Origin of the sequence: uncultured Paraglaciecola sp. (assembly GCF_913058035.1) — a bacterium.
Lineage (GTDB): Bacteria > Pseudomonadota > Gammaproteobacteria > Enterobacterales > Alteromonadaceae > Paraglaciecola.
In genome coordinates this window covers 1-15123 of sequence record NZ_CAJXPA010000041.1, presented here as the reverse complement: position 1 = coordinate 15123, position 15123 = coordinate 1, and the positions used below count along the sequence as shown (strand labels likewise).

Annotated in this window: 13 protein-coding genes and 1 pseudogene; 6 read left to right on the top strand and 8 right to left on the bottom strand. The window is 37.6% G+C overall.

Annotation, left to right across the window (positions count from 1 at the left end; translation table 11 throughout):
* Positions 1 to 227: 227 nt before the first annotated feature.
* The 4 genes and pseudogenes from QZ562_RS07535 to QZ562_RS07520 form a co-directional block, all read right to left on the bottom strand.
* Positions 228 to 1838: a TIGR03016 family PEP-CTERM system-associated outer membrane protein gene (locus QZ562_RS07535; protein ID WP_293758830.1), complete on the bottom strand. Its 1611-nt coding sequence runs from the start codon at positions 1836 to 1838 to the stop codon at positions 228 to 230.
* Positions 1838 to 2734, bottom strand: a complete 897-nt coding sequence (locus QZ562_RS07530; RefSeq protein WP_293758828.1) for an XrtA-associated tyrosine autokinase — start codon at positions 2732 to 2734, stop codon at positions 1838 to 1840. Before QZ562_RS07530 ends, QZ562_RS07535 begins: the two co-directional genes overlap by 1 nt.
* Positions 2731 to 4307: pseudogene (locus tag QZ562_RS07525) on the bottom strand (XrtA system polysaccharide chain length determinant). Before QZ562_RS07525 ends, QZ562_RS07530 begins: the two are co-directional and overlap by 4 nt.
* A gap of 26 nt (positions 4308 to 4333) precedes the next feature.
* Positions 4334 to 4969 (bottom strand): XrtA/PEP-CTERM system exopolysaccharide export protein, encoded by a 636-nt coding sequence (locus QZ562_RS07520; protein ID WP_293758826.1) that lies wholly within the window; start codon positions 4967 to 4969, stop codon positions 4334 to 4336.
* A 160-nt stretch (positions 4970 to 5129) separates the two neighbouring features.
* Here QZ562_RS07520 and QZ562_RS07515 point away from each other — a divergent pair, with 160 nt between their 5' ends.
* The 4 genes from QZ562_RS07515 to QZ562_RS07500 are packed head-to-tail and all read left to right on the top strand — an operon-like array spanning position 5130 to position 9799.
* Positions 5130 to 6548, top strand: coding sequence for a TIGR03013 family XrtA/PEP-CTERM system glycosyltransferase (locus QZ562_RS07515; RefSeq protein ID WP_293758824.1), 1419 nt, complete (start codon positions 5130 to 5132; stop codon positions 6546 to 6548).
* A 3-nt stretch (positions 6549 to 6551) separates the two neighbouring features.
* Positions 6552 to 7394 (top strand): XrtA system polysaccharide deacetylase, encoded by an 843-nt coding sequence (locus QZ562_RS07510; RefSeq protein ID WP_293758822.1) that lies wholly within the window; start codon positions 6552 to 6554, stop codon positions 7392 to 7394.
* Between the two features lie 11 nt (positions 7395 to 7405).
* Complete coding sequence (gene xrtA / locus QZ562_RS07505) at positions 7406 to 8917, top strand: exosortase A (protein ID WP_293758820.1); 1512 nt, start codon at positions 7406 to 7408, stop codon at positions 8915 to 8917.
* Between the two features lie 6 nt (positions 8918 to 8923).
* On the top strand, positions 8924 to 9799 hold the full coding sequence (locus QZ562_RS07500) for an FkbM family methyltransferase (protein WP_293758818.1): 876 nt from the start codon (positions 8924 to 8926) through the stop codon (positions 9797 to 9799).
* A gap of 241 nt (positions 9800 to 10040) precedes the next feature.
* On the opposite strand, the gene QZ562_RS07495 is transcribed toward QZ562_RS07500, so the two are convergent.
* From QZ562_RS07495 to QZ562_RS07480, 4 genes are all read right to left on the bottom strand, one after another.
* Entirely contained in the window at positions 10041 to 10214 is a 174-nt protein-coding gene (locus QZ562_RS07495) for a hypothetical protein (RefSeq protein ID WP_293758816.1), read from the bottom strand.
* Between the two features lie 310 nt (positions 10215 to 10524).
* Positions 10525 to 10791, bottom strand: coding sequence for a hypothetical protein (locus QZ562_RS07490; RefSeq protein ID WP_293758814.1), 267 nt, complete (start codon positions 10789 to 10791; stop codon positions 10525 to 10527).
* A 190-nt stretch (positions 10792 to 10981) separates the two neighbouring features.
* On the bottom strand, positions 10982 to 11563 hold the full coding sequence (locus QZ562_RS07485) for an acyltransferase (protein WP_293758813.1): 582 nt from the start codon (positions 11561 to 11563) through the stop codon (positions 10982 to 10984).
* Positions 11564 to 11585: 22 nt separating this feature from the next.
* On the bottom strand, positions 11586 to 12788 hold the full coding sequence (locus QZ562_RS07480) for a TIGR03087 family PEP-CTERM/XrtA system glycosyltransferase (RefSeq protein ID WP_293758811.1): 1203 nt from the start codon (positions 12786 to 12788) through the stop codon (positions 11586 to 11588).
* Between the two features lie 226 nt (positions 12789 to 13014).
* On the opposite strand from QZ562_RS07480, the gene QZ562_RS07475 reads away from it, so the two are divergent.
* Together QZ562_RS07475 and QZ562_RS07470 are read left to right on the top strand one after the other, a co-directional pair.
* The gene (locus QZ562_RS07475) at positions 13015 to 14160 is read left to right on the top strand and encodes a glycosyltransferase family 4 protein (protein ID WP_293758810.1); all 1146 of its coding nucleotides are present in this window, start codon (positions 13015 to 13017) and stop codon (positions 14158 to 14160) included.
* Positions 14161 to 14283: 123 nt separating this feature from the next.
* Positions 14284 to 15072 (top strand): hypothetical protein, encoded by a 789-nt coding sequence (locus QZ562_RS07470; RefSeq protein ID WP_293758809.1) that lies wholly within the window; start codon positions 14284 to 14286, stop codon positions 15070 to 15072.
* The last annotated feature ends 51 nt before the right edge of the window (positions 15073 to 15123 follow it).

Below are 15123 nucleotides of genomic sequence, written 5' to 3'. Positions count from 1 at the left end.
GTTTACAAAGTTGTCGAAAAAGGATGAGAGCTAGCTTCGTACCGACAGTATTCAGAGTGTTCTCCCAATCACTCCTTGGATGTTTAGATAAACACTATTTCGTATGTTCAACTTTTATTTGTGCCTTAGTTAACGCAGGAATGGTTGAAAGCTTAAGCGTAAAATTTTAATTCAATAGGCATTCAATATTTGCCAATAATAAGAAAGTACTGCTACTGAGTATATTCTTAAAAAGTGTAATTGAGACCAAGAGTCAAACGCTTATCAGTTAAATCCCGACTAGCATTATCTGATTCTCTATCTAGTAACCTGACACCGACGTTAACTTGCAATTTTTTGCTGAGATCTCTTTTAAAATCTAATGACACAGTTCGATTAGTATCTTCGTCAGATAACTCGTCAAATTGCCTTTTAGATAAATTAGAGGTAAGGCTAATGTTTGTTTTACGGCCTAAAGCGTAAGATAGATTAAGACCTAAACTGCGAGTTTTTTGCAAACGGTCTGACTCCAAATACTCAGTTTTGGAATAGGATAAATTTACCGATGCTTTGATTTTTCGTTTGTCATAGCCAATGTTAAAGCGTCCTACTTTAGTGAATATAACTTCTTCACTAATGTCAGAATCTAAATCCGTTGAAGCTCTGAACTCTTCGCCTGCTTGTAATTCATAGTCAAGACTGTCTGGCTGGAAACAATCAACCAGATCGGTAGACCCAAATTCACATACAAATAGGCCATTAAAATTGTTGCCTGAATTCGCTAATTGACCAAAGGTTGTAACTTGTTCAGAGTAAGATAGTGAACTACGTAATGACTTTAAAGCATACGTAAAGTCTGCGTTGTAGGCGTCTCCATAAAACCGTTTAGCGTAGTCAAATTTTAATGCTGTTCTGTTTGAAAATGCCCAATTAACATTCACACCAACAAACTTTGTTTCGATATCACCTTCCTCTAATTGGTTGTAAGTTAATAATATTGCTTGGGCGCCTCTCGGTTTCCATTCTATACCCGCCCCATAACTGGTTGTATCTATATTATTTCTTCTAGAAAAAGTCCCTTCGCCCACATCATAATTTTCTGAACTGCCGACTATGACCCAATCCAATTTATTAGCAATTACAAAACCAATTCTGCCGCTAACATTTGACGAACTGAAGTCCCCAAAATTAGATCGACTACTGTCATTATATTGGGCAGATAGATTAAAATTATAATTTCTAGCGTACTTACCGTTGTACAGCCGCGCTGATACACCTAAATTATCACTATCTAAGCCGCTAGAAACATCATCGAGTGATTCGTCTGTTTTGGTTTCTGAAAATGAACTTTGGAAAGTAAAACCCAAATACTTAGGATTAGGGATTGAAAAATTAAGCCCCGCAGAATTATTTCTATATTTGGTTAAATCACCTGGCGACAATAATTTGTCTCCAACAAATTGCTGTTGCGAATTAATGACTCGATAATTTTGTGCCCCGCTGAAGCTTAAAGTCATGGCACTTTCAATTAATGTGAACACGCTATTGTATTTTAGCTCAGTGTAGTTTTTGTTCGCCCCATCAATGTCATTATTTTGTTCGACTTTAGTATGGTCAACAACAAAAGAAGCAGTGGCCCGCTTTGCCGAATACGAGGTGAGGATTGAAGGTAAAACTACAATCGCTTCATTGCTGACAGACTCGCCGTTATTTCTTTCAGTATCGTAAACATATATCGTGGTGTCGATTTTTGAAGTAAATTGTACATCCCCAGCAGCGGCAAAATTTGCAGTGCCAACCAGAGCAAACAATACACATTTACTGTGTGTTTTTCTCTTAGTCAATGCTAATGCAACCACTAATTAGCCCCCGCATAATAATATCCATAACCTAAACCTTTTGTATTTACTTTTTCTGACTTATTCACAACAAATCCAATCGCCATCTCCGGGTTTAACTGTTTTACGGCCTCTTCAATGTCAACTAGCTTTGTTTTTGATTCTTCAGTAACTACAAGCGCTTGGCCTGCTAAATTTGCTAATATTGCTGTTTCGTTTATACCCAATAATGGTGGAGTATCGACAATAACAACCCTATCCGTGTAACGGTTCGCAAATTCTTCAACAGCCTCAAACATTTTTTCACTTGCAAGTAATTCTGTTGATAAATGATGCGATTGACCAGCTGGAATAATTCTAAGATTATCTAAATTTGTTTTATACATAACTTCAGATATGTCTTGGTTTTCGCCCAGCAAGTATTCCATTAGCCCCTGTTTTCTCTCTAGCTCTAATGTTTTCATCACGTTAGGTCTGAGAACATCGGCGTCTACTAATAAAACCGTTTTATCCTTTTCCAAAGCGATACTGAGGGCCAAATTAATAGCGGTAAATGTTTTCCCTTCTCCAGGGCGAGAGCTGGTCACCATAATAATGTTACTGTTTTTTAAAGATTTGGATAAAGGTCCAAACGCGTTGTCTAGCAACTTTCGTTTTATTGCTCGAAACTCTTCATTAATGAGTTGTCGCTGTGAATTGGTTGACACAAAACCTTTTTTCTCTAACATTTCAAAATCAATTTGAATCGTGGAGGTAACATTATTCCCTTTGGATAATGTTGTTTGTTTTTGTAAGGCTTTCTCAACAGAGCTCTGTTGTGTGCCTTGCTCACTCTCTAAGGGGTTTTGTCGCTCCTCTTTATTTAAATCAAATGCTTTTTGGCTCTGTTTTTGCAGCGCTTTTTCTATAGAGTTCATGAGAATACCCTCGCATAAATATCAAACTTCATTATCTCTGCAGACATTAACACACCATATAAACCTAAAATTAAGCTTGAAGAGCATATAAATATTAATAGTCTCGAACGGTTGATTTTTTTAATCTGAACTTTGTTTAAATGACTTACCATTCCTAACACTGGATAAGAGGTAAGAGATGTCAATTGACTGCCCCTTAACAAAACTGGATTAAGCTGGCTAATTAAAAATGCTAGACCTAAACCAGCCGCAAACCCCAGTCCAAGAGCAATCGTATAGTTAAGTAATCTGTTGGGTCCGGATGCAGTTTTTGGCGCTATTGGTGGGTCAACAACTTTGAATTGAACGTCTTCTGCAGAAACATCTGCTTTCTGGGCTAAATCAGCTTGCTCTTTTCTGGCAAGTAATTCGGCATGCTTTCTTTGAGTTACCTCATAATCTCTATTTAAAGCCGTTCGTTCTGCTTCAACTTGCGGTACCAAATCAATTTTCTGTTTTAATGCTTCAATTTTATTAGCATGATCTGCTTCTCTTACTCGAAGTGAAGCTACTTGACTTTCTAAACGACTCATCTCTAGCTTTATTTCGCTAGCAATAGAACCAATTTGCTCCGGTTTTCACCATCATTTGATGATAGATATTCCTCAATATCCAACTTTCTGGAGGCAAGCAGTGAATCTAGCAAGTTATTTGCTTCTATTACATCTGGATGGAGTTCAGTGTACTTTAACATTAATTGGTCAAGATTTTCTTCAAGAGTGTTTATACGGCTGTCATAACGAGTTGTTAGAGATGATGGCCCTTCAAAAGGACGCACAGAAGACCCGTCTTGGTTGGTTTTTCTATCTTCAATTTGATCTGACAAAGCCACTATCTGCTGTTCAGTTTCTTTAATGGTCAATCGAGTGCTTTCCAACGTATCTTCTAACGAAGAGTAGTTTTGATAGAAAGAACCTTGATTTGGCAACAGATCTGAATACTTTCTCTTAAAATTCGCCAGCCTTTGTTCTGAACTTGTCAACCTAGTTTCATACTCATCAATTTGTTCATCAATAAATTGGCTGGCAGAATCAGAATCTTTTCTACTGTTGCCTTTTGTGCCTTCGACAAAAAGGTCAAGTGTTTCTTGAACCACTGTTCTAGCCATTTCAGGGTCTCGATGGCTGTAAGATATAGTGTAGAGGTTATTTCTCCCCGTGGCTGTTAGTCGAATTTTATTAGATAACGAGTTGATCAGGTTTTCGTATTCCACAGCATTAGTAGCCGTTATGTCTAAATCTGACTCTCTCGCAATTATTTCTATATTTGGACGACTCAAAAGAGTCTGTACCATCATTGCAACTTCTTGCCTTGGGTCGGTTTGAAGTGCTAATCCTCTTAGCAAAGGTTGAAGCACAGAACGAGTATCTACATATACTCTTGCAGATGACTCATACACGTTTGGCATAGAAGCAACATACACAAAACCCACGGGGCAAATTAGCCAAGTACAAATCATGATATAGCGTTTTTTTACCCAAACACCCTTCAGGTAATCAATTATTAGTTCGAGCGTTTTTTGAAGATCCTGCATTTATATATCCATATCTATCTTGACTGTTAAAACCATGCTTCAGGTATAATGATGATATCACCTGGTAACATATCTATATTTTCTTCTATTGAACCTTCTTTAATTAACTCATCAATTTTAAGCTGATAGGTTTTTTGTACGCCTTCAACCATTCTAACCAATTTAGCATTATTGCCTGAAGCAAACTCAGTTAAACCGCCTACAGATATCATCAAATCTAACAATGTCATTTTTTCTGTGTAATTCACTGCACTGGGGTTGATTGCTTCGCCAATTACTCTGACTTGCTCGTAAAGAGGTCCTCGAAAACCACCTACGCTTACTGTCACTCTGGGATTATTAATATATTTTGCCAGTTCGACTTCTATATGTCTTGCTAGCATTGTGGGCGTTTTGCCAGACACTTTAATATCTTCTACTAAAGATGTAGTAACCATACCATCCGGGCGAACAACAAAGCTGCCAGAAATATCTGGATTCCGCCAAACAAATATAGAAACACTGTCACCTGGCCCTATCAAGTATTGATAATCCTCTACAGACGTAGTGGTAGAAGAGTAGGTTGTTGCGTTTGGCAATTTCCCAGCGTTACTGGAACAACCAACTGCGGTTATTGTTAAAAAAAATATTAAATTGAACAATGCTATTTTGCTAGTCTTCATGTAGATTACGGTCCCATATGTTTGAACTCTCAGATTATCAATGTAACAAGTTTTTGGCTGGCTAGACAACTATAATGTTATGATTAAATTGAAAAAAGTGATTATTGATATGTTAAATCATGTGTAATCTAAAAAAAGTTGTCGTAAAAGGGGATTATAAATGAGCTTTGGTAGTCGAAAAAAAGTTCGTCGCTCAAATATTATGATGCTGATTGAAGCAATCATTATCGGTTACGTAGGTTATCTAGCTTGGGTTTTAGTCAAATATTTTTTTGGTTCATCTTTTGTCGTTGTGCCTATGGTTGACCTTGCTTATCAAGTGGGTCTTTTTACTGTTTTGGTCGTTCTGTCTGCACTATCTGTAGGTTTATATGAAACTAAACTGAGGGAGACATTTAGGGGAGTAATAAGAAGAATATTTGTCAGCGTCGCTATAAGTTATTTTATCATTGAGGTTGTCACTAGTGCTTTACTGGCCAATATTGAAATAAGCCGTTACTACTTTCCATCCTATGCTGGTATGACTATCATAGTAATCGTTATATTTCGCTATTTTATTAATCGATTAGGTATTCTTGGTCTTGGCCAATCTAAAATAATTGTGATTGGAGCGGGTGAGAGAGCTTCTATCATCGAAAAGCGAATGCGAAGAGAAGTTGACAGGTTTGGTTTTGAGTTATTGGGTTTTATTCCTATCCCCGGTGATAACAGGGAAGAAGGTATTCAAAATGAAAAGCTATTGCATGTGAAAATTGATGAAAACTTCAAAAATTTCATTGCCGATAATGACATTGATGAAGTAGTGATCGCCTGTGACCAAAGAAGAGGCACATTACCCGTTGAGATTCTCTTTGATTGCAGACTCAGAGGGGTCGAGGTCACAGACTTACTAGACTTCATGGAACGCGAAACAGGTCAAATTGTGGTGAATCTGATGTACCCAAGTTGGGTGATTTATTCGAATGGTTTCAACTCGCAAAATTATTTGCGAGACGCACTTGATTACACGATGAATTGTCTTATGGCTACAATGGTGCTTCTGCTCGCATGGCCGTTTATGTTGCTAACCGCAGTCATCATACTTTTTGAAGATGTAAACCTTAAAAACGCCTCTGTTTTCTACAAGCAAGAAAGAGTCGGTTTGAATGGTCGTCTTTTTAACATTATCAAATTCCGAAGTATGCGCCTTGATGCAGAGAAAGACGGAGCAAAATGGGCCACGGCTAATGATAGTAGGGTGACAAAAGTAGGGTTTTTTATACGTAAATTTAGAATTGACGAACTTCCACAAATTTGGAATGTTTTTAGAGGGGAAATGTCATTTATTGGCCCTCGTCCCGAGCGTCCTCAGTTCGTGGAACAGTTGATCAGAGAAATCCCCTATTACAACCAACGACATAATGTTAAACCAGGCTTAGCAGGCTGGGCTCAACTTAATTATCCATACGGAGCGAGTGTGGAAGATTCGATGGAAAAATTAAAATTTGATCTTTACTACGTTAAACATCAAAGCCTTATGTTAGATATTCTTATTCTTATTCGCACTGTTGAAGTCGTGCTATTTGGTAAAGGGAGATAGGTTTTGAGCGACCAAGCGCTAAATGCAATGACGGTTGATGTGGAAGACTTTTTTCACGTATCCGCTTTTGAATCGATTATTGACCCTTCACAATGGAAGGAATACCAGCCAAGAGTTGATTTTAATACACGACGTTTATTAGGCCTTTTTGCTAAACATAATGTTACATCGACGTTTTTTGTTTTAGGTTGGGTTGCTGAACGTTACCCTGAACTCATTACTGAGATACATCGACAAGGTCATGAAATTGCTAGTCATGGTCATTCTCACCGCCGAGCGACCACCCAAACTCGTCAGGAGTTTTTTGATGATGTTAAACGCTCAAAGGAGCACCTAGAAAACTTAATTGGTGAACGCGTCACTGGTTATCGTGCTCCAAGTTTTTCTATTGGTTATGATAACGAGTGGGCGTTTGAAGTGTTGGCTGAGTTAGATTTTGGTTACAGCTCAAGTACTTATCCGGTTAAACATGACCTATATGGAACGCCAGACTGGCCGAGGTTTGCATATAAGCGTAAAGAGGGAATTATTGAAATCCCTATTCCAACACTGAAACTATTAGGTAGGCAGACTCCCATCGGTGGGGGAGGTTATTTTAGGCTTTATCCCTACAACTTGACTAAGTTTTTAGTTTCACGTTATTTGAAAAAAGAAAAACAGCCATATTCGTTTTATTTTCACCCTTGGGAGATTGATAGCGAACAACCTCGGTTAAGTCATGCTCCGCTTAAGTCTAAATTTCGACATTATGTAAATTTGCATAAGACATATGGCAAGTTAGAGAGTCTTCTGAACGATTTTTCATGGGGCACCATGAAGGACGTCTACAACATACCTTCAAAATAAGGGACAGTATTGTGAACGGAACTTTCACTGGTAAGGTCGATGCATCCTCGAGCAAACTATTTTTTGTTTGTCTGGTCTTGCTTTTGGGCACTTGGGTAGCTGTCTTTTTTCAAGGACTGGCTACAGCCATCGATATTTGGTTGATTTCTGACATTTTTAACCACTGTTTGTTTGTATTGCCTGGTTCCATGTTCCTTATTTATTTAAAGCGTCATGAACTCAGCTTAAAACACTTTCAGCCCAATTATTGGGTATTGTTTTTGTGCTTAGGAAGCTTATCTCTTTATGCTATTGGCTTAGCCGGAGATGTAAAGCTCTTTATGCATGTGGCGACATTTACTTTCTTGCCATTGAGCGTGTGGGCATTCATCGGAAATCAACTAACATTAAAGATATTATTCCCACTGGTTTTTATAATTTTTTGTATTCCTGTTGGTGAAGAATTAATTCCTGCACTGCAAGAGGTGACCGCTGATTTGTCTATGATTATGCTTAATTGGTCGGGTATACCAGTATATAGAAGTGGACTATATATCGAAATTCCCCAAGGCCGATTTTTAGTGGCAGAAGCTTGTTCCGGGATCAGCTTTTTTATCGCATCTCTGGTGATTGGTTCGCTTTACGCTTATTTGAATATTAGCTCCAGTAAGCGTCGGGTTATCTTCATGCTTATCTCTATTGCATTTCCTATCATTGCCAATGGCATCCGAGTATTTGGAATTATATTAACAGGCTACTTAACTGATATGGAACATGCTGTTGGCGCAGACCACCTGATTTACGGTTGGGTGTTCTTTTCTATCGTTATAGTGTGTTTGTTAGGTATTGGGGAGATAGTTAGGGAGAAATATCCACAAGAACAAGGCTTACAGCCAGAATTAGCTAGTGAAAGGTGGATAACTGATAAGTCTTTTTATCCTTCGTTAATATGTATTCTAGTGCTAATGCTCGCTTATTCTGCGTGGTTCAGATTAATTACTGCTCAGTTAAATCAATCATCTGCCACTACCCACTTAACTTTAAGCATAACGGAAGGCGCTGACCAAGCAAATTATCTAAGCAATTGGAAACCAGAATTCATTGAGCCTGCACAAGAATTTCATTATAGCCGGATGATGTTGAATACTCCCGTTGATGTCTATGTCGCTTGGTATCCGTTAGGTTACGGAGAGCTAATTACCTCTGGAAACCGACTTTACACTGAGAAGTCATGGTCACTAAAATCTACTAGTAACTTACAATTGGGATCCGATCAAAACATACGAATATCTACAATTGTGAATCATAGTAGTAAAAGACTGCTTAGCTCTTGGTACCTAATTGACGGTAAAATGTTTACCAATAATAAAATAGCCAAGTTATATGAAACATACCAAATATTAATGGGGAACCATATTGGTAGTGCTTTAATTGCCATTTCTCAACAAACCAAAAATGTTTCAGCAGACCAGGAAAAGACTGAATTCCAAGCGATTTTAAAGCAGAGTATTATTGAATTGAATCAAACTATTGAGATTAAATAATAAGATATGAAACTTGGTAGTAGAAGGTTTTTTAGTGGTGGGATTAATCGTCTGTTGGTGTTATTACAGAAGAAAGACTGGCGTGGAAAACATTGGTTTTACGTGTGGTTGTCTAAGCGATATGCCAGCAAAGTCATTACTCATAGCGTTGAGGGGCGTGCATTTAATGTCCCTGTGGGAGAGTGGTGTTTTTGGTTAGAAAAAGGCCCTGAAAACTACTACTTAGATGAATTTTTACCTTTTTGTGATGTGTTAAACAACTTAGACACGCCTTTTACTCTGTTTGATTTAGGGGCTGATATAGGCACTGTTTCATCTTTAGTGGCGACACATTGTAACAACTTGAAAAATGTAATTGCTTTTGAACCTAATACTAAGTCTTTTGAGGTATTAGCCGTAAATTTAGAAAACATTAGACAACCTTCAATGTGTATTAACGCGGCGGTATCTGACTTTGAGGGTGTTGCCACTTTTCATGTTGACTCAGAAAGATTAAATGACCATGAAGGTTACATAGATAATAGCGGTGAGGGTGACACAAAGGTGACTTCTCTAGATATTTGGTCAGTCGAGCAACAAGATATCACTATTGAGGAAACGATTGCCTTAAAAATTGATGTCGAGGGTCAAGAAATACAGGCTGTGCTTGGTGCTAAGAGCCTCATTAAAAACGCACAAAAAGTGGTAGTTCTAATAGAAATTCATCCCGACGTGCTGGCAAGAACCAGCAATACGCCTGATGATTTGTTTTCAATAACCGAGAAAGTCAGAGATTTCGAGTGGATAGTGCCACTTTATAATAATACGCCTATAAATCGCAATTTGCCCTTTTTTGAACAAATGCCGTTGGGTCAATACGATATTATTGGCATCTCCCGATAGAACAAGTTCAACGAAGATAGGCGTGATAATAACAGTGCTGAACGATATGGCTTATCCAGAGTTCAAATATCATCACTTAGTCCAACATAAATGAAAAAGTGATTAATTGTTGTTCTGTTAAATAGTCACTCAATACTTTACTTCTTTTATTTTCCTTTAATACTGCACTTGCACTGTCTCGTTTACGGATTTCTTTATTGGTGAGGTTGCCATTAATTTCAACATTTTTTGTTGAAACAAATCAATATTCAATGGCGTTATTGTAAGAGTGTTCTAAATAGATTTTATTATCTAAAATCTTGGTATTAGGACTTTCTACAAGAATAATACCAACGTCAGTATTGGGGTATTTATTGGCGCTGTGTAAAATTAAATTACTTTGTATTACTCCCCCCATGTTAGGACGATTCGTCATGCAAAATCCAATGACCGCGGTCACAATTGATTATGTTGTCTTCGACCAAAGTACTTTGTGTGTTGTTCTAGAAGTGAATTGCGTGCTCTGCAACTCTAGATCCTGGGCCTCGCTATTCCTATAAATAAACTTCTACGAACAACCCAGTTATGACCACCGTGAACATCAATCTCACCAATATAATATTGTGGGCCGACTCCAGCAGTATAAACAAACTCACAGTCATCAATCACACCGTAATCGCTGGAAATTTTGTTTTAAGGTTGTAACTGACTTTTAAAGTTGTTCAAAGCTATCTCGCAACACGCAATTACGCAGAGTGGGGGAAGTCAGCGCTTTGCTCGCCCGCAATACGTATTAAATGGTTACCTGCTTGTTGCAGAGTTATACCATCAAGCGTGAGGTGTTTTCCTGATACTCGGATCAGGTTATCAACTCTCTTCGTTTTTCTCATGCCACACCCACTTATTACCACGTTGTTTCTGTTTCCAGATTTAGATATTAAGCTGATATTATCGTCTGCATCAATGAGCGTTTTTTGTATCTGATAGACACCATCTGCAAGAATGATTTGCATATCGCCAACTTTATTGTCTTGAGTGATAAAAAGTGTTTGTTAAATATTTTTGCTGAGTGTGGCGAGCAAATCAAAACTAAATATAAAGATTGCACTAAATAATATTAACCCATTTGCTTGCCTCATGAACTTCACTTTAATGGTCTGAATAGGTCTATACATTTTATTCTTTTGGGGATTATTAGCCGGTTTATTTGCGCATTTTTATAATTTTAGCAGGGTTTCCTGCGACTATTGCATAGTCGGGCAGATCATTAACTACAACTGATCCTGCTGCCACTATGCACTTCTTTCCCACATTTGCCATTATAATAGCGCCGTTACCTAACCAGCTATCTTCACCTATAACAATTTTAGTAAACTTACCGCCTTGTTCATTTAGCGGACGGTCGATATCATCGAAGTTATGTTGCTCTTTTCCACTTAATATATGTACGCCACTACCCAATAAACAATTGGCTTCGATACGACACATCCCGATATTGCTATGAGGACCAATATAACACCCAGACTGTAATTCAGTATCTTGTTGAGACAACAAGGCGCCAAAGCCAATGAATGTATCGAGGTCGCAATGTTGCATCGTAAAGTGATAAAAAGAGGCTCTAAAATATGCGCCTAACTTCCCTGGAAAGAGGCTTAGAAACTGCGAAAATGCACTGAACACAGCGTCTTTATTTGCTACTTGTGTAAGTAAAATATATAGACCTACAAGTGGCATCATGATGAGACTACAAAATAAGCTGATGAACGTTTTAATAATTTTTTTCATATTTCCTACATGGACTATAATTTTAGTGTTTCAATAATGTTTCTAGAGGCTGCAAGATACTTTCCCAACTGTAATTGTGCGTAACATTTTTTAATGCATTGTTGCTTATATATGAATAGCATTCTTGATTGTTTGTTAGTTGTTCAATTCTATTGATAAATTGCTCAGGAGTATCTGCCAACAATATATCTTGTTCAACATTGCATCTAATGCCTTCTGCTCCCATTGATGAAGCGATGACCGGTAGCCCGCAAGCAAAAGCTTGTAATACTTTATTTTGTACCCCTCTGGCTATTCTAAAAGGTGCGATAAAAATGTTAGCTTTATCAAAGAAAGGTTTAATGTCGTCTACAAACCCTGTCACCTCGATTCCTTCATTCAATTGAAGCTTTTTAACTTTATCAGTTGGATTCATTCCTGCTATACAAAATTTAGCATTTGGCCACTGCTTTTTAACAGTCGGCCACACGAAATCTATAAACCACATGATTGCGTCAATATTGGGTGCGTAGTCCATAACCCCCGCAAATAAAAAATAGGGATGTGCCGTTTGTCTTGGATTTGCGGGGGGATAAAACACATTTGTATCAAGACCATTTTCAATAGCTGTGACGTTTTTTACATTTCCATGAATACTTTGAAACAAATCGACTTCTGTTTGAGTGATTAATAGGCAATGGTCAAACTTGTCAACTATATTTGCCTCAACGTTAGCTATGAGACGCGACTCTCGCCCGTAAACTGCGCTCAACGGCCATTGATGACTTTTCTTATATTGTGTCCACTTATCAGAATCAACATCCATAAAATCCATTATGAGCACTGGAGGCGTATTTAATGTGGCGTGTACCTTGGAGCGAAATATATATTCACTAACACTAGAGGCAGAGCAAAAAATAACGTCAACCTCTTGTGATACCAATACGTCATCAATTTTGGATTGTAATTTCGCACTGTAAAAATTACTGACACTTAGCGCTTTGTTTTTTATAAAGCCCGATATCAAGCGTATTGGTTTTGCCGGCAGCTTCGTACTGACTACTTCTAAACAATGGTGCTTTTCTAACTCATCAAAGTATTTTTGTTCAGAATCGTCTTCGTACGGACTTGCTAAAATAACATCATGTTCACACTCGTTAAAATATTTTAACTGGTGAAATGTTCTTATCTTTTCACCTTTGTTCGGTGGATACGGGCATCGTTGTGCGATAATAAGAATTTTCATTGTTTAATATTGATGCTCTGGTGTTTTGCTGTAAATTGACAGGCTATTAAGGTTTAAAATGAAAATTATGCAGCACCAACTGACAATTTCACTATAATCTATAGCCTTCACGGTCAAAAAATATATTACACAATGTAACATTTATTTTGAACGTATTGTTAGTATGATTGGTTATCAAACAAATGCCGATAGACTTTACTTGCAACTTATATGAGGTTACAACTATTTGAAAACATTACTGATCACTGAAAACTTCCCTCCTAAATCGGGTGGAAGTGGTCGCTGGTTTTGGGAGCTGTATTCGCGTTTACCTCAGAACGAATACGAAATCCTTGCAGGCGATGAGCTAGCAGCGGAAAAATATGATTCTGATGCCAAAATTCATATATTAAGAGGCAATCTTACATCTTCTGAATGGGGATTTAAAAGTAGTGTTGGGCTTAAATTTTATTTCAAAAGCGCTTTGCTAGTACGCAAGATAATCAAGCAAAGACAGATCACACAATTGCACTGCGGGAGAGTATTACCTGAGGGCGTCATTGCATGGCTACTCAATTTATTCACTGGTATACCTTATGTTTGTTATGTGCATGGTGAAGACTTAGAAACAGCACAAAGCAGTCGTGAGCAATATTTTATTTGTGGGCAAGTAATAAAACGAGCAAAAACTATTATTTGTAATAGTCAAAACAGTGCAAACATAGTGGCTAAGTTTGGCGCACAAGCGGCGGCTAAGACCCAAGTTTTACATCCTGGTGTAGATAGTGATCTTTTTGTGCCTGAACAAAGGAATGAAAAATCTTTAACATCACTGAATTGGATTAACAAAAGAATCGTGCTAACAGTAGGACGGCTCCAAGCTCGTAAAGGGCAAGACATGATGATTAAGGCTATTCCGGAGATACTTAAGGCCACACCGAACTTTTTATACGCAATTGTGGGTGACGGTGAAGAATTCGATGCTTTAGTCAAACTCAGTGCTGAACTTGAAGTAGAACAGCATGTTCAGTTCCTTAGAGGTATCACCGATGAGCAGATGATTGAATGTTACCAGCAATGTGACTTATTTATATTGCCTAACAGAACGATAGATAATGACATTGAGGGCTTTGGAATGGTCTTGGTGGAAGCGCAATCATGTGGAAAGCCTGTTGTCGCAGGTGATTCCGGGGGAACAAAAGAAACAATGTTACTCGGTGAATCTGGATTTATCATTGATGCAACACAGCCATCGAACATTGCTTCAACTGTGGTTGGCATGTTGTCAGATGAGCAAAAGTTGAAAGACATGGGAAGCAAGGGAAGAGAACATGTACTTAAAAGTCTTGATTGGAAGGCACTAGTAGTAATAGCAAAAGAACTGTTTGCATAACTATTAAGTGCAACCCTTTATAAGTAATGTATTGGTATTAAATTGATACAGGTTGGAGCCTAAATAGTGAGCTTATCTACTTTCAAAAAATGACATGATATTGTCTATAATAATGAGGTAAACGTGCAAATTAAAGTAGCTATATGGTACATGCTGTTAGTAACAGGTAGTTTACTGTTAGTAATAAATGTATATGGATTAAGTAGAGATATTCGAGTCTCTGAGTTTCACGACGATTATTTGATTTTTCCGAATGATCAACCAACTGACTTCAATAGCACGCTAATAGACTTAATTCGACATGGTGACGAAAGCGATATTGAGTATGCAACCAGAATTACTCATGTTGTTGCAAAAGGGCTTGCTCATTTAGATTGGTTGGTTTACCCCAATGAAAAATTCAACCAACTTATCCCTATATGGGAAAATTATTTTTTGTACTTTATGGGAAAACTCTCTGGTATACCTGAATATCAAAGGTACCATTTTGCTAATTATCGCAGGAGCTTAGAGAGAGGCATTGGTATTTGTGGCGATGCTTCAATGGTGATGTCTCAGCTATTAAACGAGCAAAATATTTTCAATAAAATTCTGACATTTCCAGGCCACGTAGTCGTTGCCGCCACATTCGAAAATGGGAAACAATATATATTGGACGCCGACTATGGCGTTGTGATTCCTTATCCACTTAATGAGTTTGCAACTAGTAGTCGAGAAATTGCAAAGCTTTATTCAGAAGCAGGGTACCCTCTAAGGGACTTTGTATTATTCCAAAGAATATATAAAGAAAATTATAATCAATGGGATGGAGTAGGGCACTTTATTACCAACAAATACTATTTCGAAAAATTTGCTTACTGGTTAAAATGGCCTTTACCCATATTAATGTTACTTTTTTCATTATTAGTTTAGTTAAAATAAAGCGTAAAAATAATTATACATACTAATAATTATGTAGCGTGT

Coding starts and splice junctions, on each gene's coding strand:
- QZ562_RS07485 (WP_293758813.1), bottom strand. CDS start 11,563: ATGAAAAAAATTATTAAAACGTTCATCAGCTTATTTTGTAGTCTCATC.
- QZ562_RS07515 (WP_293758824.1), top strand. CDS start 5,130: ATGAGCTTTGGTAGTCGAAAAAAAGTTCGTCGCTCAAATATTATGATG.
- QZ562_RS07500 (WP_293758818.1), top strand. CDS start 8,924: ATGAAACTTGGTAGTAGAAGGTTTTTTAGTGGTGGGATTAATCGTCTG.
- QZ562_RS07520 (WP_293758826.1), bottom strand. CDS start 4,969: ATGAAGACTAGCAAAATAGCATTGTTCAATTTAATATTTTTTTTAACA.
- QZ562_RS07490 (WP_293758814.1), bottom strand. CDS start 10,791: ATGCAAATCATTCTTGCAGATGGTGTCTATCAGATACAAAAAACGCTC.
- QZ562_RS07495 (WP_293758816.1), bottom strand. CDS start 10,214: ATGACGAATCGTCCTAACATGGGGGGAGTAATACAAAGTAATTTAATT.
- QZ562_RS07480 (WP_293758811.1), bottom strand. CDS start 12,788: ATGAAAATTCTTATTATCGCACAACGATGCCCGTATCCACCGAACAAA.
- QZ562_RS07530 (WP_293758828.1), bottom strand. CDS start 2,734: ATGAACTCTATAGAAAAAGCGCTGCAAAAACAGAGCCAAAAAGCATTT.